Annotated in this window: 19 protein-coding genes; 5 read left to right on the top strand and 14 right to left on the bottom strand. The window is 73.4% G+C overall.

The window, feature by feature from the left end; all coding sequences use genetic code 11:
* Window positions 1-2: 2 nt before the first annotated feature.
* From CRP39_RS00090 to prfB, 8 genes are all read right to left on the bottom strand, one after another.
* Window positions 3-371: a VOC family protein gene (locus CRP39_RS00090; RefSeq protein ID WP_097203349.1), complete on the bottom strand. Its 369-nt coding sequence runs from the start codon at window positions 369-371 to the stop codon at window positions 3-5.
* On the bottom strand, window positions 371-1,261 hold the full coding sequence (locus tag CRP39_RS00085; protein ID WP_097203347.1) for an amidohydrolase family protein: 891 nt from the start codon (window positions 1,259-1,261) through the stop codon (window positions 371-373). The genes CRP39_RS00090 and CRP39_RS00085 overlap by 1 nt, the downstream gene beginning before the upstream one ends.
* 85 nt (window positions 1,262-1,346) lie before the next feature.
* Complete coding sequence (locus CRP39_RS00080; protein ID WP_097203346.1) at window positions 1,347-2,270, bottom strand: NADP-dependent oxidoreductase; 924 nt, start codon at window positions 2,268-2,270, stop codon at window positions 1,347-1,349.
* Window positions 2,267-2,743 carry an SsrA-binding protein SmpB gene (smpB, locus tag CRP39_RS00075; RefSeq protein ID WP_097203344.1) on the bottom strand — a complete coding sequence of 159 codons (477 nt, stop codon included), beginning with the start codon at window positions 2,741-2,743 and terminating at the stop codon, window positions 2,267-2,269. Before smpB ends, CRP39_RS00080 begins: the two co-directional genes overlap by 4 nt.
* Window positions 2,744-2,753: 10 nt before the next feature.
* On the bottom strand, window positions 2,754-2,933 hold the full coding sequence (locus CRP39_RS00070) for a hypothetical protein (protein ID WP_097203343.1): 180 nt from the start codon (window positions 2,931-2,933) through the stop codon (window positions 2,754-2,756).
* A 192-nt stretch (window positions 2,934-3,125) separates the two neighbouring features.
* A complete protein-coding gene (ftsX, locus tag CRP39_RS00065; RefSeq protein WP_097203341.1) occupies window positions 3,126-4,010 on the bottom strand; it encodes a permease-like cell division protein FtsX in 885 nt (294 codons plus the stop codon).
* 90 nt (window positions 4,011-4,100) lie between these two features.
* On the bottom strand, window positions 4,101-4,790 hold the full coding sequence (gene ftsE / locus CRP39_RS00060; RefSeq protein WP_097203339.1) for a cell division ATP-binding protein FtsE: 690 nt from the start codon (window positions 4,788-4,790) through the stop codon (window positions 4,101-4,103).
* A 181-nt stretch (window positions 4,791-4,971) separates the two neighbouring features.
* Complete coding sequence (gene prfB, locus CRP39_RS00055; protein ID WP_097203337.1) at window positions 4,972-6,090, bottom strand: peptide chain release factor 2; 1,119 nt, start codon at window positions 6,088-6,090, stop codon at window positions 4,972-4,974.
* A 45-nt stretch (window positions 6,091-6,135) separates the two neighbouring features.
* Between prfB and CRP39_RS00050 the strand changes: the two genes are divergently transcribed.
* Window positions 6,136-6,447 (top strand): DUF6343 family protein, encoded by a 312-nt coding sequence (locus CRP39_RS00050; protein WP_097203336.1) that lies wholly within the window; start codon window positions 6,136-6,138, stop codon window positions 6,445-6,447.
* A 48-nt stretch (window positions 6,448-6,495) separates the two neighbouring features.
* On the opposite strand, the gene CRP39_RS00045 is transcribed toward CRP39_RS00050, so the two are convergent.
* Entirely contained in the window at window positions 6,496-8,268 is a 1,773-nt protein-coding gene (locus tag CRP39_RS00045; protein WP_097203334.1) for a putative bifunctional diguanylate cyclase/phosphodiesterase, read from the bottom strand.
* Window positions 8,269-8,393: 125 nt separating this feature from the next.
* Window positions 8,394-8,726: a divalent-cation tolerance protein CutA gene (gene cutA, locus CRP39_RS00040; RefSeq protein WP_097203333.1), complete on the bottom strand. Its 333-nt coding sequence runs from the start codon at window positions 8,724-8,726 to the stop codon at window positions 8,394-8,396.
* A gap of 63 nt (window positions 8,727-8,789) precedes the next feature.
* On the opposite strand from cutA, the gene CRP39_RS00035 reads away from it, so the two are divergent.
* Window positions 8,790-9,026 (top strand): hypothetical protein, encoded by a 237-nt coding sequence (locus CRP39_RS00035; protein ID WP_143426491.1) that lies wholly within the window; start codon window positions 8,790-8,792, stop codon window positions 9,024-9,026.
* A 16-nt stretch (window positions 9,027-9,042) separates the two neighbouring features.
* On the opposite strand, the gene CRP39_RS27130 is transcribed toward CRP39_RS00035, so the two are convergent.
* Complete coding sequence (locus tag CRP39_RS27130; protein WP_216359552.1) at window positions 9,043-9,204, bottom strand: hypothetical protein; 162 nt, start codon at window positions 9,202-9,204, stop codon at window positions 9,043-9,045.
* 50 nt (window positions 9,205-9,254) lie between these two features.
* On the opposite strand from CRP39_RS27130, the gene CRP39_RS27125 reads away from it, so the two are divergent.
* Window positions 9,255-9,452 carry a hypothetical protein gene (locus CRP39_RS27125; protein WP_216359551.1) on the top strand — a complete coding sequence of 66 codons (198 nt, stop codon included), beginning with the start codon at window positions 9,255-9,257 and terminating at the stop codon, window positions 9,450-9,452.
* A 235-nt stretch (window positions 9,453-9,687) separates the two neighbouring features.
* Here the strand turns inward: CRP39_RS27125 and CRP39_RS00025 are convergent, their stop codons facing one another.
* Together CRP39_RS00025 and CRP39_RS00020 are read right to left on the bottom strand one after the other, a co-directional pair.
* A complete protein-coding gene (locus CRP39_RS00025; RefSeq protein ID WP_097203329.1) occupies window positions 9,688-10,554 on the bottom strand; it encodes an alpha/beta hydrolase in 867 nt (288 codons plus the stop codon).
* Between the two features lie 11 nt (window positions 10,555-10,565).
* A complete protein-coding gene (locus tag CRP39_RS00020) occupies window positions 10,566-11,387 on the bottom strand; it encodes an alpha/beta fold hydrolase (RefSeq protein ID WP_097204983.1) in 822 nt (273 codons plus the stop codon).
* Window positions 11,388-11,615: 228 nt separating this feature from the next.
* On the opposite strand from CRP39_RS00020, the gene CRP39_RS00015 reads away from it, so the two are divergent.
* Window positions 11,616-12,563: an AraC-like ligand-binding domain-containing protein gene (locus tag CRP39_RS00015; protein ID WP_097203328.1), complete on the top strand. Its 948-nt coding sequence runs from the start codon at window positions 11,616-11,618 to the stop codon at window positions 12,561-12,563.
* A 19-nt stretch (window positions 12,564-12,582) separates the two neighbouring features.
* Here the strand turns inward: CRP39_RS00015 and CRP39_RS00010 are convergent, their stop codons facing one another.
* Window positions 12,583-15,252 carry a putative bifunctional diguanylate cyclase/phosphodiesterase gene (locus tag CRP39_RS00010; RefSeq protein WP_097203326.1) on the bottom strand — a complete coding sequence of 890 codons (2,670 nt, stop codon included), beginning with the start codon at window positions 15,250-15,252 and terminating at the stop codon, window positions 12,583-12,585.
* Window positions 15,253-15,468: 216 nt separating this feature from the next.
* On the opposite strand from CRP39_RS00010, the gene CRP39_RS00005 reads away from it, so the two are divergent.
* On the top strand, window positions 15,469-16,461 hold a 993-nt coding region (locus CRP39_RS00005), incomplete at its 3' end, for a flavin-containing monooxygenase (protein WP_097203323.1).

Below are 16,461 nucleotides of genomic sequence, written 5' to 3'. Positions count from 1 at the left end.
TCTCAGGGCACGAAGAGGCAGAACGGGTGCCCGGCCGGGTCCAGGCACACCCGGACGTCGTCCTGGGGCTGGAACGCAGCGACCGTCGCACCGGCCTCGACCGCGACCGCCACGGCCGCGTCGAGGTCGTCGACCTCGATGTCGAGGTGCAGCTGCATCCGGGGGTCGCCGGGGCCCGCCGGCCACACCGGGGGCACGTGGTGCTCCTCCCGCTGGAAGGACAGGCCCGGGCCGCCGTCCTCCGGGCGCAGGGTGGCCCACTCCGGGTCGTCGTCGCGCAGCGGCCATCCGAGCAGCTGCTGGTAGAAGCGCGCCAGGCCCTGCGGGTCCGGCGTGTCGAGGACGGCAGCGGTCAGCGAGAAGCTCGGCATCAGCCCGCCACCTCGAACAGGCGCGCCCCGTTGCCCCACAGGACGGCGCGCAGCCACTCCTCCCCCAGGTCCAGCCGGTGCAGCGCCTCGAGCTGGTGGGCGTAGGGGTACGGGATCGACGGGAAGTCGCTGCCCAGCAGGACCTTGTCCCGCAGCGCGGCCAGCCGCGGCCGGTCGGCCGGGTCGAAGGGCATGAGCCGCTCGGTGAAGTCTGTGGCGAACATCGTTGTGTCCAGGTGCACCCGCTCGTACCGCTCCGCCAGGTCGAGGAACTCGCGGTACTCCGGCATGCCCAGGTGCGCGATGACCAGCTGCAGCCGCGGGTACCGCTCGAGCAGCCCGGTCATCGGCTCCGGGCCGGTGTGCTCGCCGGCCAGCGGTCCCGACCCGCAGTGGATGACCACCGGGGTGCCGGCTACCTCCAGCCGCGCCCACACCGGGTCCAGCAGCGGATGCCGCGGGTCGAAGGCGCCGACCTGCACGTGCACCTTGAACACCCGCACCCCGCGGTCGAGCGCCTCGGCGACGTAGTGCGGCGCCTCGGGCTCGGGGAAGAACGTCGCCGACCGCAGCACCTGCGGGTGGGCGTCGGCGAACGCGTGCGACCAGTCGTTGAGCCAGGCGGCCATGCCGGCCTTGTGCGGGTACGGCAGCGTCGGGAACGCCCGGACGCCGAGCCGCTCGAGGAGCTGCAGCCGCTCGGCGTCGGGCAGCGGGTAGCGGATCGGCCAGGCGGACCCGTAGTGGGTCTCCGCCGCCTCGAAGTAGGCCCAGACCTTCGCCTGCACCCGCTCGGGCAGGAAGTGCACGTGCACGTCGACCAGCCCGGGCAGCCCCAGCTCCCGCCAGTAGCGCGGGACGTCGGCGTCGTCCACCGGCGGCTGTGTCATGGCTCGACTCCGCCCTCGTACGGCTCCTCGGTCGCTGGCGCTCCCTGCGCTGCTCGCTCGGGCGTCGTCTTCGGCGGGGAGACCGTCATCGCAGCGTGACGACGACCTTGCCCCGCACGTGGCCCCCCGCCACGAGCGCCTGCGCGTCGGCGACCTGCTCGAGCGGGAACGCCTTGGCGATCGGCACGCGGAGCTGGCCGGCGTCGGCCATCCGGCCCAGCTCCTCGAGGTCGTGGGTGTCGGGGCGGACGAAGACGTACCGGCCCCCCATGTCGTTGACCGCCGGGTCGACCACGGAGGCGACCCGGGCGACGTCGCGGACCTGCTTCGGCGCATCGGCCAGGGTGTCGCCCCCGACCAGGTCCAGGACGGCGTCGACCGGCTCGGACAGCTGGGCGCTGGCCGGCCCGGCGGAGTGGTCGAGCACCTCGGCGACACCGGCGTCGCGGAGGAAGCCGTGGTTGCGCGGGGACGCCGTGCCGAGGACGTGCGCCCCGAGCGCGACCGCGATCTGGACGGCGTTGAAACCGACCCCGCCGGAGGCCCGGTGCACCAGCACCCGGTCGCCCTCGCCGACGCCGAGCACCTCGGTCAGCGCCTGGTAGGCGGTCAGCCCGGCCAGCGGCAGCGCCCCGGCCTCGGCGAAGGACAGCGACGCCGGCTTGTGCGCCAGGCAGCGCTGCGGCGCGGGCACGAGCTCGGCCATGGCGCCCCACTGGACGTCGTCCCGGCGGACGTAGCCGAACACCTCGTCACCGGGACGGAAGTCCACGACCGCGGGGCCGGCCGCCTCCACCACCCCGGCGACCTCCCAGCCCGGGACGATCGGGAAGTGGTGCGGATAGGCCCCGGCGAGGAAGCCCTGCCGGATCGCCATGTCGACCGGGTTCACCCCCGCCGCGTGCACCCGCACCAGCACGGTGTCGGGGCCGACCGGCGGCTCGGGCAGGTCGTCGCGGACGGTCAGGACGTCGAGGTCCCCGAACCGGTCGTAGGCGGCACCCCTCACCGGCGTCCCTTCACGTAGCGGCCGAAGGCCTTCTGGATCTCGCGGCGGGAGTCGCGCTCGGCGAGGTCCTGCCGCTTGTCGTAGGACTTCTTGCCCTTCGCCAGTGCCAGGGTGGCCTTGACCTTGCCGTCCTTGAAGTACAGGTCGAGCGGCACGAGGGTCAGGCCGCCCTCCTTCGTCTTGCCGATCAGCTTGTCGATCTCGGCGCGGTGCATGAGCACCTTGCGCTTGCGGCGCGGGGCGTGGTTGGTCCACGTCCCCTGCGTGTACTCGGGGATGTGCACGTGCTGCAGCCAGACCTCGCCGCCGTCCACCGTGGCGAAGCCGTCGACGAGGGAGGCACGGCCGGCCCGCAGGCTCTTCACCTCGGTGCCGGTGAGCACCAGACCCACCTCGAAGGTGTCGAGGATCGAGTAGTCGTGCCGCGCCTTCTTGTTCTGGGCGATGAGCTTCCGCCCCTGTTCACGCGGCATGTCCCCCAGGTTAGGCGACGGACCGGAGCTGGGCCTCCACGTCTCCCGGCAGCGCCGTTGCGCGCGACGGCGCCCGTTCCCGGACCGCCGTCCAGGTCAGCATCAGAGCCGAGGTGACGCCCCAGCCCGCCGTGCAGGCCAGCCACAGCGGGGCGATGGCGACCTCTGCCGCCCGCTCCACCACGCTCACCGGTACTCCCCGCACGGACCGGCCCCCAGCCGGCGCAGCCGCTCTCCCCACACCGCACTCTCCGCTCATCCCACCGTTCGGCCTCGACGCTGAGGCGCCCTCCCCCTTACCCAGCGGTGACGAGAGGCAACCCCTCGTGTCGGGGACCGACGACCGTACGATGCGCCGGTCCGACGGCGGTGCGGAGGAGGGCTACAGGCGCACGTAGAGGCGCAGCGTCACGTAGGCGGCGATCGCGGCCAACCCGACGCCGGCACCGGCGATGATCGGGCTGATGAAGGCGATCGCGCCCCAGTCCACGGGCGGGATGATCCCGGCCTTGATGGGGCCGGCGAGGGTCTTGTCGACGAACAGCACCTTCGTGAGCACCAGCCCGCCGACAGCCAGCAGCGCACCGATCAGCCCCGCCAGCGCGGCCTCGAGGATGAACGGCAGCTGGGTGTACCAGCGCGAGGCGCCGACCAGCCGCATGATGTTGGTCTCGTTGCGCCGGTTGAACGCCGCCAGCTGGATGGTGTTGGAGATCAGCAGCAACGCCGCCAGCGCCTGGACGACGGCGACGGCGATCGTCGCGTTGCGGGCGCCGTTGAGCAGGCTGAACAGCCGGTCGAGGAAGTCGCCCTCGTCGCGGACCTGGTCCACGCCGTTCTGCCCGTTGGGGAACTCCGCGGCGATGACCTCGTAGCGCTCCGGGTTCACCAGCTCGACGCGGAAGCTCTCCGGCAGCGCGTCCGGCGGGGTGTTCTGCACGAGCTCCGGCTGCTGGCTGAACTGCTGCTGGAAGCGCTCGTAGGCCTCGTCCTTGGACTCGTAGAGGTAGGAGGCCACCTCCGAGGAGTCCGCGAGCTGCTGCTCGATCGCCGCGCGCTGCTCGTCGGTGACGTCGTCGGCCAGGAAGATGGAGACCTGCACCTTGTCGTAGTAGATCTCCTTCATGTCGGAGATCATCCCGGCGATCAGCAGGCCGGTGCCCATGAGGCCGAGCGAGATGGCCGTCGTCAGGATCATCGCGACCGTCATGGTCAGGTTGCGACGCAGCCCGGTGGCCACCTCGGAGAGCACGAAGTTGACGCGCATGGATTCCCTGTCTGGAGTTCAGCTGGCGGAGATCAGCGACCCGGCGGTCGAGCGCCGGCGATCAGCGACCCGGCGGTCGAGCGCCGGCGGTCAGCGGCCCACGCCGTACACACCGCGCGACTGGTCGCGGGCGATGACTCCCCCGTTGAGCTCGATGACGCGGCGACGCATGGAGTCGACGATGTGGTAGTCGTGCGTCGCCATGATCACGGTGGTGCCGGTGCGGTTGATCCGCTCCAGCAGCAGCATGATCCCCTCGCTGGTCTCCGGGTCGAGGTTGCCGGTCGGCTCGTCGGCGAGCAGCACCAGCGGCCGGTTGACGAACGCCCGCGCGATCGCGACCCGCTGCTGCTCACCACCGGAGAGCTCGCCGGGGAGCCGGTTGGCCTTGCCCTCGAGGCCGACCATCTCCAGCACCTCGGGGACGACCCGCTTGATGGTGCGCTGGGGCTTGTTGATGACCTCCAGCGCGAACGCCACGTTCTGGGCGACGGTGCGGTTGCGCAGCAGCCGGAAGTCCTGGAAGACGCAGCCCATGGTGCGCCGCAGCTTCGGCACCTGCCACTTGCTCATCGTGTTGAGCGTCTTGCCGTTGACCGTCACGGTGCCCGTGGTCGGGTCGTCCTCCTTCAGCAGCAGCCGGAGGAAGGTCGACTTGCCCGACCCGGAGGAGCCGATGAGGAAGACGAACTCCCCCTTGTCGATCTCCGTCGACACGTCATCGAGGGCCGGCCGGGAGCTGGCCGGGTAGAGCTTGGTGACGTGTTGCAGTTCGATCACGAGGCGCCACGGTACCTTCCCCGAGGCGCATCCTGGTCCGTTCGCCACGGAACGCCCCGGTCCAGGATCCGCGCAGCGTGACGGTCTCCCGGAAGTCCCAGGTGACCGCTCACCCAGCGTCGCCCATCCCGCGCTCCGCCGTGGGAGCGGTGTGACGAACGGGACTCCCGGGGCGGTCGGTTCACGACGCGGCGGAGACCGCCTCCTGCTGACGCCGCCAGCGGATACCGGCCTCGATGAAGCCGTCGATCTCCCCGTCGAGCACCGCCGCGGTGTTGCCGGTCTCCTGCTCGGTGCGCAGGTCCTTGACCATCTGGTAGGGGTGCAGGACGTAGGAACGCATCTGGTTGCCCCAGCTGCTGCCGCCTTCGCCCTTCAGCGCGTCCATCTCCGCCCGCTGCTCGGCCTGCCGCACCGCCAGCAGCCGCGCCTGCAGCACGCGCAGGGCCGCCGCGCGGTTCTGGATCTGGCTCTTCTCGTTCTGGCAGGAGACGACGATCCCGGTCGGGAGGTGGGTGATCCGGACGGCGGAGTCGGTGGTGTTCACGCTCTGCCCGCCGGGCCCGCTGGACCGGAAGACGTCGATGCGCATCTCGTTCTCGGGGATGTCCACGTGGTCGGTCTGCTCGACGACCGGGAGGACCTCGACGCCGGCGAAGGAGGTCTGCCGGCGGCCCTGGTTGTCGAACGGCGAGATGCGCACCAGCCGGTGGGTGCCCTGCTCGACGGAGAGGGTGCCGTAGGCGTAGGGCACCTTCACGGCGAAGGTCGCCGACTTGATGCCGGCCTCCTCCGCGTAGCTGACGTCGTACAGCTCGACGGGGTACTTGTGCCGCTCCGCCCAGCGCAGGTACATGCGCATCAGCATCTCGGCGAAGTCGGCGGCGTCGACGCCACCGGCCTCCGAGCGGATGGTGACCAGGGCCTCGCGGGAGTCGTACTCCCCCGACAGCAGGGTGCGGACCTCGAGCTCGTCGATCGCCTTGCGCAGGCTCTCCAGCTCATGCTCCGTCTCGGCGGTGGTCGCCTCGTCGCCCTCCTCGGCGGCCATCTCGTGCAGCAGCCCGACGTCGTCGAGCCGGCTGCGCAGCTCCTCGACCCGCCGCAGGTCACCCTGCAGGTAGGACAGCCGGGAGGTGAGCGCCTGCGCGGCCTCGACGTCGTTCCAGAGGTCGGGGGCGGCGGCCTGCTGCTCCAGCTCCCCGACCTCGCGGCGCAGTCGGTCGACGTCGAGGACAGCCTCGATCGACTTCAGGGTCGTGTCGAGTTCGTCCAGGACGACGGAGAAGTCAGCGGCCACGTCGACCCAGGGTAGTGCGCTCCCGCCCCGGGTAGGTGGCCCGGCATGAGCGAACCCCGAAGACCCCGGTCCCGGGAGGGCCACGAGCCACGGTCGCGGGAGGACTACGCCCGGGGCCTGCCCGACCACCACGACCCCACGGCCGGCATCGGCGGGGCGGCGCCGGCGCAGTCGGCGCTCACCCTGCGGCTGGTGCTGGCCACCTTCGGCCTCGTCGTCTGCCTCGGTGCCGCGGTGCTGTGGCTGGTCAGTGACCTGCCCGTGTGGCCCGCGGTGGTGCTGTTCGTCCTCGCCGCAGTGGCCCTGGTCGACCTGGGCGTGGTGATCCGCCGCAAGCGGCGCGGCGAGCCGGGCTGACGAGGGGCCTCCCTGCCCCCCGGGGGGAGGGCGCCTGGAGGAGGCGGGTCAGCGGCCGCTGGGGGTGAGCGGGCGGTCGCCGCGCGCGGCCACCCACTCCGCCAGCTGCTCCGGGGGCATGGGCCGGGCGATGTGGAAGCCCTGCGCGAGGTGGCAGCCCAGCTCGATGGCCATCTCCAGCTGCTCGGCGGTCTCGACGCCCTCCGCCAGCGAGCGCGCCCCGCAGGCCCGTCCGAGCGCGACCACCGCGGCGACGGCGGCGGCCGCCTTGCTCCGCCGTCCCTCGGGGTACGCGACGAGGCTGCGGTCGATCTTGAGGATGCCGGCCGGCATGGCGACCAGCTGGGCCAGCGAGGAGAAGCCGCTGCCGAAGTCGTCGATGGAGACCTCGACGCCGGACAGCCGCAGCTCGGCGAACTGGGCGGCGGCGCGCTCGGCGTCCTGCGCCACGGACGTCTCGGTCAGCTCCACCACCAGCTGCTCGGGCGGCAGCCCGGTCGCGGCGAGCGCGTCGCGGACGTCGCGGACGAGGGTGCCGGTGGAGAAGTGGCTGGCGCTGATGTTGACGCTGGTGATCAGCGGCATCCCGGCCCGCGTCCAGGCCACGGCCTGCCCGGTCGCCTCGCGCAGCACCCACCTGGCCAGCGGGGTCATGAGGTCGTGCTGGACCGCGACGGGGAGGAACTCCGACGGCGGGAGCAGCCCCCGCTTCGGGTGCTGCCAGCGGACCAGCGCCTCCACCCCGGTGCAGCGCAGACTGGGCAGCCGAAGGACCGGCTGGTAGTGCAGCACCAGCTGCTCGTCGAGGATCGCCTCGCGCAGCTCGTTGGCCACGGTGGCCCGCCGCTGGGCGGCCGTGCGCAGGTCCGCGGTGAACAGGCGCACCCGGTTGCGGCCGGCCGCCTTCGCCGCGTACATCGCCAGGTCGGCGTCCCGGACCAGATCGGTGGACCGGACCTGCGGCGCCTGCGGGTCCGCGGCGGTGGCGATGCCGATGCTCACGCCGAGCCGGACCATGCGGCCACCGAGGTCGAAGGGCCGGTCGATGCTGCTGCGGCAGCGGTCGGCCAGGGTCTGCGCCCCGGGGGTGTCGCAGTCGCGGCAGAGGACGACGAACTCGTCACCGCCGAGCCGGCCGACGGTGTCGTCGGCGCGGGTCGAGCCGGTCAGCCGCCGGGCGATCTGGCGCAGCAGGTCGTCGCCGGCGTCGTGGCCGAGGGAGTCGTTGACGTCCTTGAAGCCGTCGATGTCGAGGAAGAGGACCGAGACCGGACCGCGGTCCGGCCGGTGCAGCTCGGCGTCGATGAGCTCGTGCAGGTGGGCGCGGTTGGGCAGGTCGGTGAGGGTGTCGTGGCGGGCCCGCCAGTCCGAGGCGCGCTCGGCGGCGACCCGGGAGGTGACGTCGGTGTGGGTGACCACCACCTGGCCGGCCTGGTCGACCCGGGAGGCCTGCAGGTGGAGCCAGCGGGTGCCGTCGGGGTGCTCGAGGGCGTAGTCGGCCTGCACCGAGGAGCACTCGCCGCGGGACAGCGCCCGCAGCCGGTCGACGAGCGAGAGGGTGCCGGCGTCGCCGCTGAGCCGGCGGGCCATGGCGAAGTAGTCGCCGTCCACGCCGATCCGCATGCGCTCGTCGCCGAGGACGTCGGCGGCGTTCTCCCACGCGGTGTTGGCCAGCAGCACCGTGCCCTCGGCGTCGATGAGCAGCGTCGGCGACGGCAGGGCGTCGAGGACCGCCTCGACGACGACCGCCGAGCTGGTCGGCGCGTGCACCCGGCGGCGGACGTCGAGGGGCAGGTCGGACTGCCCCTGGCGTCGTGCCACGTGCCCTCCTGCGGGGTGCGGGCCGCCTCGTCCGGCGGCCGGTCGGTCGGGTGGCTCGATGGTCGGGGCGCCCGTGTCGCGCGACCGCCGGTCGCGCTGCGGTCCGGGCGTCAACGGTCCGGGCGTCAGCGGTCCGGCTCCCTGGTCTCGGCCACGACCCACCGCAGGTACTCCGGGTTGCCGTCGACCAGCGGCAGCGCGATCACGCAGGGCACGTCGTAGGGGTGCAGCTCGGCGGTGCGGGCCACGACCGCCGGCACGAGCGAGCGGCGGGTGTGCAGCGCGACCCGCGTCTCCGGCTCGTCGTGCACCGCGCCCTCCCACCGGTAGACCGACCGGATGGCGGTCAGCTGGTGACCGCAGGCCGCCAGCCGTTCACCGACCAGCGTCCGGGTGTACCCGGCCAGCCAGTCGGCGTCGGCGGCGGTGACGACGACCTCGCAGCACTCCTCCTGCACGCGGCCATCCTCTCCCCCGCCGTCGGGCGTGCAGCAACCGCCGTGCGGGGTAGGGGCCCTCCCATGAGCGACGAGATGACCATCCGGCTCGACAGCGAGGAGTACGTGCTGCGCCCCGACGGCGCCGCGCTGCAGGTGGGGCGCCGGGTGGGCGGCGACGTGACCTGGCTGGACACCGTGGACACCGGCCTGCTGCCGGAGCGGGCGCGGGGCGCGCTCGAGCGCGGGGACACCGGCGACGCGGAGCTGCTCACCGCGCTGCGCGGGGTGGTGCAGGCGGAGGTGCAGCGGGGCGGCTGAGCGCCGTCCGGACGGCTCAGGCCGGCAGCTCCACCGGCTGCCCGACCGGCACCCAGCGGAAGAGCTCGTGCAGGTCGCGCGGCGCGGCGGCGAGTTGCCGCTCGGCGGCCGCGCGGCCCTGCCGGAAGTGCGTCCACCCCTCGTAGTGCACCGGGACGGCGGTGCGCGGGCGCAGCACCCCGCACAGCCCGACCGCGTCGCGCGGTCATCGACCAGCGCAGCGGCCCGGTGACCGGGAAGCGCACCCCCACCCGCCGGACGCCGTCGAACGGGACGGTGTCCCCGGAGATCCACAGCACGCCGTCGGCCTGCCCCGCCCAGCGCAGCGCGAAGCCGGTCACCTCCCCGGAGATCGGCCGGGTCAGCGGCGGGCCGTGCCGGGCCGGGGTCGCGGTGACCTCGATCGAGGGCGTCCGGGCGCGGTGAGCACCGTCGTCCCCCAGGGCCGCAGCCCGCGGGCGCCGTCGCCGAGCCGCCGCGCGCCGGAGGCCGTCGTCGAGGTTGTCGCCGTGCCTGTCGTGGCTGAGCAGGACGGCGTCCACCGGCGGCAGGTCCCCGGCGGGGAACGCCGGGTCGGTGAGCAGCCGCCAGCCGCCGACCTCGACGAGGACGGTGGGCCCGCCGACGTGGGTGAGCCGGACGGTCGCCGCCGACCCGGCGGTCACTGCGCCCCGGCGACCTCGGGCCGGGTCCCTCGTGCGTGGCCGATCGCCCACTCGAGCGCGGAGTCGGCGATCGCCTCCCAGCCCTCCTGCGCCGGGAGCAGGTGCGCGTAGCCGGGGTGCTCCCGGTGCTCCACGACGCCCGACCTGTAGTGCTTGACGTTGGACCGCTGCACGCTCGGGGGCTGGATGTGGTCCTCTCCGCCGGAGATGAACAGCAGCGGGGCGCGGTCGGGCTTGGCGTAGTCGACCGCGGCGTCCTGCGGGCCGGGCATGACGTTGGCCAGCACCGAGTCCCAGAGGATCCGGCCGGACGCCGGCACGTGGTAGCGCTCGTAGAGCCGCCGGGACTCGTCCTCGGGGAACGTGTTGGTGAAGGCGTAGTGCCACTGCTCGTAGGTGAGCGGCACGGCGCGGTGGCGGTTGGCCGGGTTCTTGAAGGCGGTGAACACCGACCTCAGCTGCGACAGCGGCAGCACCCGCACGCCCTCCGTGGGCGCGGAGTTGAGCACCACGCCGACCGCGCCGTGGCCGCGGTCCAGCAGCAGCTGCACGAGCGCCCCGCCCGCGGAATGGCCGATGAGGATCGGCGGCTCGTCCAGCGCCTCGACGACGGACTCCAGATGTGCCGTGATCGTCTCCAGCGTCAGTCCCGCGATCACCGTCGGGTCTGCGTTGAGCTCCTCCACCTCGACCTCGAAGCCCGGGTAGGCCGGCGTCAGCACGCGGTGGCCCTTCGCCTCGTAGTGCGCCTTCCAGCCCTCCCAGCTGCGCGGCGTCACCCAGAAGCCGTGCACGAGGACGATCGTGCCGGGGCCGTTCGTCGGCGGCCCCGCGGACGGTCGCGGGGTGGGGATGTCGGTCATGTCGATGCCCTTCAGGCCCGCGCGAACGCGAGCAGGTCGGCGTTGAACTCCTGTTCGTGCGCCCCGGTCAGGCCGTGCGGTTGGCCGGGATAGACCTTGAGCTCCGCGTCCTCGAGCAGCTCGGCGGTCTTGGGCGCCGCGTCGTGGAACGGCACGATCTGATCGTCGTCACCGTGCGCCACGAGGACCGGGACCTCGATCTGGCGCAGGTCCTGGGTGAAGTCGATCTCGCTGAACTGCTCGATGCACTCGTAGGCACCCTTGAGGCCGGCCATCATGCTCATCCGCCAGAAGTCGTCCTTCTGGCCCTGCGACACCTCGCTGCCGGGCCGGTTCGCGCCGTAGAAGGGCTCGGCGAGCTGGCGGTAGAACTCCGATGGCCCGCGGAGCAGGTCGGTCCGGAGCCCGTCGAACACCTCGATCGGCAGCCCCTCGGGGTTGGCCTCCGTCTTGAGCATCAGCGGCGGGATGGCGCTGAGCAGGACCGCCTTGGCGACCCGGCCGGTGCCGTGCCGGCCCATGTACCGGGTCACCTCGCCCCCGCCGGTGGAGTGCCCGACCAGGACCGCGTCGTGCAGGTCGAGGTGCTCGATCACCTGGGCGAGGTCGTCGGCATAGGTGTCCATGTCGTTGCCGTCCGACGGCTGGCCGGAGCGGCCGTGCCCGCGGCGGTCGTGGGCGATCGCGCGGAACCCGTTGCCGGCCATGAAGACCATCTGACCGGCCCAGGCGTCGCCGTTCAGCGGCCAGCCGTGGCTGAAGACGACCGGCTGTCCGTCACCCCAGTCCTTGAAGAAGATCTCCGTGCCGTCGGTCGTGGTGATCGTGGGCATCGTCAGGCTCCCGTCGATGGTGTCGGCCACGTCCGACGCGGAGCCTGGCAGCGGCCGACGCCGGGTACCGGTCCCTGCCCGCACACCTCTGGTCCGTGCGTGCACGCGCAGGGGTTCACCGCCGAGCGCCGTGCTGCCAGACTCGTGCCGCGAGCGGGGGCGCCGTCCCGGTCGGCGTGCGACGACGACGTCCCGCCGGCCGCCCTCCGTCGCCCGTGAGGGAGTCCGATGCTGCTCCTGGACACCGCCGCCCTGCCGCCCGAGCACCGGGTCGACGCCTTCCGCGCCGCGTTCGGACAGGCGTCGGTCCCCTGCCGCATCGAGCACCTGGGCCCGCCGGCCGAGGTGCGCACCCGCATGCACCTGTGGCGCTACGGCCAGGCCAACCTCTTCACGACCGACTCGTCGGGGTTCCGGCTGCTGCGCACCCCGCGGCACGTACGGCAGGAGGACCCCCCGGTGGTGGCGCTGGCCGTGCAGTCCCGTGGGCTCGGACGGTTCAGCCAGTTCGGCGCCGACCACGCCGTGGGCAGCGGCCAGCTGATGCTCAACGACCTCCGGGCGCCGTACGCGTTCTCCTGGTCGGGCACCGGTGGCTCACGTGCCTTCCAGGTCCCCTCCGACCAGCTGGGCCTCCCGCCGGACGTCGTCCGCGCCGCCGCACCCCGGCTGGGGGCCAGTCCGCTGCACGACCTGGTGCGTGACCACCTGGTGCGGATGGTCCGCGACGCCGAGCGACTCAGCCAGGACCCCGCCGCGGCCATCCTCGGGACGGCGACGACGGAGCTGGTGCGGGCGCTGCTGGTCTCGGCCGCGGCGCCCGAGCCGCTGGTGGCCGCGGTCCGCGCCGAGACGCTGGCGACCCGCGTGCTCGCCTACGTCCGCCAGCACCTGACCGACCCGGAGCTGACCCCGGAGCGGATCGCGGCCGCCCACAACGTCTCGGTGCGTCAGCTGTACAAGGTCTGCGCCGGTGTCGGCGTGTCCCTGGAGCAGTGGGTCATCGAGCAGCGGCTGGAGGCGGCGCGGGCGGAGCTCGCCTCACCGGCCGGACGGCGCCGGTCCATCGCGGCCGTCGGCCGGGCCTGCGGGTTCGCCGACCCCTCCCACTTCGCCCGGCGGTTCCGCGCGGCCTACGGGACCACCCCGCGGGAGTGGCAGCGGTCGGCCGGCTGACCGGGGCCGCCCGCAGGACTCAGCCGCGCGACTGCTCCACGGCGGCACCCGGCCGCTGGCCGACCAGGAGGAGCTCGGCGTCGGTGGCCTCCAGCGGCGCGGCGAACAGGTACCCCTGCGCCCGCGCGCACCGGCCGGCCTGCAGGCGGGCCCGCTGGGCCGGCGTCTCCACGCCCTCGGCCACGACCTCGAGGTCCAGCGCGCGGGCGAGGTCGATGAGGCCACGCACGATCGGCGGCAGCTCGCCGTCGGCGGGGATGGTGGCCACGAAGGAGCGGTCGATCTTGAGGACGTCGACGGTGAACTCCTGCAGGTAGCCGAGCGACGAGTAGCCGGTGCCGAAGTCGTCGAGGGCCAGCTGGACACCGAGGGCGCGCAGGGCGGTGAGCGAGGCGGCGGCCCGTTCGGGGTCGTCCACGAGCGCGGTCTCGGTGACCTCCAGGACCAGCGCGGAGGCCGGCAACCCGCTGGCGGCCAGGGCGGCGCGGACGTCCTCGAGCAGCTGCGGCGAGGCGAGCTGGACCGCCGAGACGTTGACGGCCATCGTGGCGTCCGCGGCGACGCCGTGCTCCCGGCGCCAGGCGGCAGCGGTGCGGCAGGCCTCCCTCAGCACCCACGCGCCGATGTCGCCGATCAGGCCGAGGTCCTCGGCCACGGGCACGAAGACGTCCGGGGGGACGGCGCCGAGCTCGGGTGAGCGCCAGCGCAGCAGCGCCTCGAAGCCGACCACCCGGTCGTCGGCGAGGTCCACGACGGGCTGGTAGACCAGCCGGAACTCGTCGCGGGCGAGCGCCCCGGTGAGCTCCTGCTCCAGCCGGCGCCGCTCCACCGCCGCCGTGCGCATCGCCGGGTCGAAGACGACCGCGCGGCCGCGCCCGGCGACCTTGGCCGCGTACATGGCGATGTCGGCGTCCCGGACCAGGGACTCACCGGTGGCGTCGTCGTGGGCGACGGCGATGCCGATGCTGCCGGTGACGGCGACCCGCTGGCCGGCGAGCTCGATCGGCCGGGCCAGCACGTCCAGCACGCGCGCGGCGGTGGCGCCGGCCTCGTCCTGGCGGTCGCCGGGCTGCTGGACCAGGACGGCGAACTCGTCACCGCCGAGGCGGGCGACGGTGTCGCCGGCACGGACGGCGGACCGCAGCCGGTCGGCCACCTGCCGCAGCAGCGCGTCCCCGGCCTGGTGCCCCAGGGTGTCGTTGACGGCCTTGAACCCGTCGAGGTCGATGAAGACGACGGCCGCCGAGGGCCCACCACGGGCGCGGTTCTGCAATGCCCGGTCCACGGAGTCGGCGAACAGGGCCCGGTTGGCCAGCCCGGTCAGCGTGTCGTGGAAGGCCTGGTGGGCCAGCGCCTCCTCGGCGCGCTTGCGGTCGGTGATGTCGGTCAGGTGGACGACGACGCCGCCGACGTCCGGGTCCGTGCGCAGGTCGGCCAGCCGGACGCCCATCCAGCGCAGCTCGCCGTCCCGGCGGCAGGGCAGTTCGGCGTCCACCACGGCGCCACCGGCCTGCAGGGCCTCCCGCAGCACCGCCCCGGAGAGGGCTCGGTCGACCCCGGACAGCTCCAGCAGCTCCCCGCCGCTCAGCGTGGCCACCGGGGCCACGCCGAGCAGGGTGGTGAGCGTCGTGGGGTCGCTCAGGAGGCGCCCCTCCTCGTCGAGGACGAGGACGGCGTCGGAGGAGTGCCGCGCCAGCGCCGCGCTGTGCCGCTGCTGGGAGCGGACCAGCGCACGGGCGGCGGCCTCGGCACGCAGCACGCGGGCGACCCGCAGGAAGACCAGCGATGCCAGCACCGCGGTGCCGCCGAGGACGGTCACCGGCGCACCGTCGGCACCGGTGACCCCCCGGAGCACCTCGAGCCCGGCGGGCACCAGCAGGGCGCCGAGGCTGACCGCGAGCCGGGCCAGCGACGGGACGGCGTCGACCGGCTCGGCCGGGGTCCGCTGCAGCCGGCCGCGGGAACCGGCGGCCGCCGCGAGCAGGAGCGCGCCGAGCAGCCAGCCGGTGTCGAACGAGACGCTGACGACCTCGACGTCGGCCATGAGCAGGAAGCCCAGGTCGGAAGCGAGCCAGCAGGCGGCGCCGGCGGCGACCGCGATGGGGGCGCGCTCCCCGCGGGAACGGGTGGTGACCAGCCGGAAGACCAAGCCGATGAGGGCGGCGTCCAGCGCCGGGTACAGCGCCCAGACGACGCGACTGAGCACCGGGAGCGAGCTGTCGGTGACCGTGCCGGCGACCGACAGCTGCCAGACCAGCATGAGCACCGCGACGAAGACACCCGCTCCGTCGAGCCAGCCGTCGAGCTGCTGCCCCCGCGAGCGGCCCCGCGTGTTGGCCATCCGCCACAGGCCGACAGCGAGCGCGAGGTAGCCGGTGAGGTACGCGGCGTCGCCGACGGAGACGTCGGGGACGCCGCCGGTCCACTTGTAGAGGAACCAGACCACGTCGCCGACGACGGTGAGGCTCAGGCCCAGCGCGACCGGGACGGCGGCGGACCGCACGCCCTGCCGGGCCGCGCCCCACCAGGCCACCGCCGCCGCGATTCCCATGACGAGGAGGTACACCACGTCGGCGGCCCAGGTGCCGTGCACCGAGGCATAGGTGACGAGGGCGGCGGCGGCGAGCGCCGGCCAGCCCGCGGCCGACCTCGCCCGCCGGCCCGTCCGATGGAACGACGCTGTGCCCACTGCCACCGCCTCTGTCGGTCTGTCGCGGAGGCATCGACGGTTCGGGGGCACCGCTGTACGGGCGGCGGTCGGGGCTCATCCCGGCGGGTGAGACCGACGTCTTCGCGTGAGCACGCGAGCACCCTCCGTACAAGTCATACGGACGTGGTTGTGATGCACACCACAACTCCGCCAAGGTGCACGCGGGACCACGGACGCACCGAGGGGAGCTGGCACATGACCATGACGCAGGAGTCCAGGACGGCGGTGGCCGAGGACGTCGAGCACGTGGACGTGCTCGTCGTGGGCGCGGGGATATCCGGGATCGGCGCCGGCTACCACCTGCTGACCCAGCGCCCGGGCACGAGCTTCGTCATCCTCGACGCACTCGAGGGCCACGGCGGGACGTGGTGGACCCACCGCTTCCCGGGGGTCCGTTCCGACAGCGACCTGTTCACCTTCGGCTACCGGTTCAAGCCCTGGCGCGGCCCGTCGATCGCGACGTCGGAGGAGATCCTCGCCTACCTCGACGAGGTCGTCGCCGAGAACGGCCTGGACCGCCACATCCGCTACCGGCACCAGGTCACCTCCGCGAGCTGGTCGACCGACGACCGCCGCTGGACCGTCGAGGTCACCCGCGGCGACACCGGCGAGCAGCTGCAGTTCACCACCGGCTTCCTGTGGATGTGCCAGGGCTACTACAAGCACGGGGAGCCCTACCGCCCGCAGTGGCCGGGCATGGACCGGTTCCGCGGGGTCGTCGTCCACCCGCAGCAGTGGCCCGAGGACCTCGACCACGCCGGCAAGAAGGTCGTGGTGATCGGCTCGGGTGCGACGGCGGCGACGGTGGTGCCGGCGATGGCCGAGACCGCCGCGCACGTGACGATGCTGCAGCGGTCGCCGACCTACTTCATCGCCCGGCCGAAGACGCACGAGCTGGCGACGACGCTGCGGGCGCTGGACGTCCCCGAGGAGTGGACGCACGAGATCCTCCGCCGGCAGCACATCGCCGAGTTCAACGAGCTGGCCCGGATGTCCTACGAGGCCCCCGACGAGCTGCGGACCTTCCTCATGGAGTCGATGCGGCCCCAGCTCCCCGAGGGGTACGACATCGAGAAGCACTTCACCCCGACCTACCGGCCCTGGCAGCAGCGGATCGGCGTCCTGCCCGACGGCGACATGTTCACCGCGATCCGTGAGGGCAGGGTCTCGGTGGTCACCGACACCATC

Source organism: Geodermatophilus sabuli (assembly GCF_900215145.1).
Lineage (GTDB): Bacteria > Actinomycetota > Actinomycetes > Mycobacteriales > Geodermatophilaceae > Geodermatophilus > Geodermatophilus sabuli.
The sequence above is the reverse complement of the archived record's forward strand: the minus strand, read 5'-3'. Positions and strand labels throughout refer to the sequence as shown.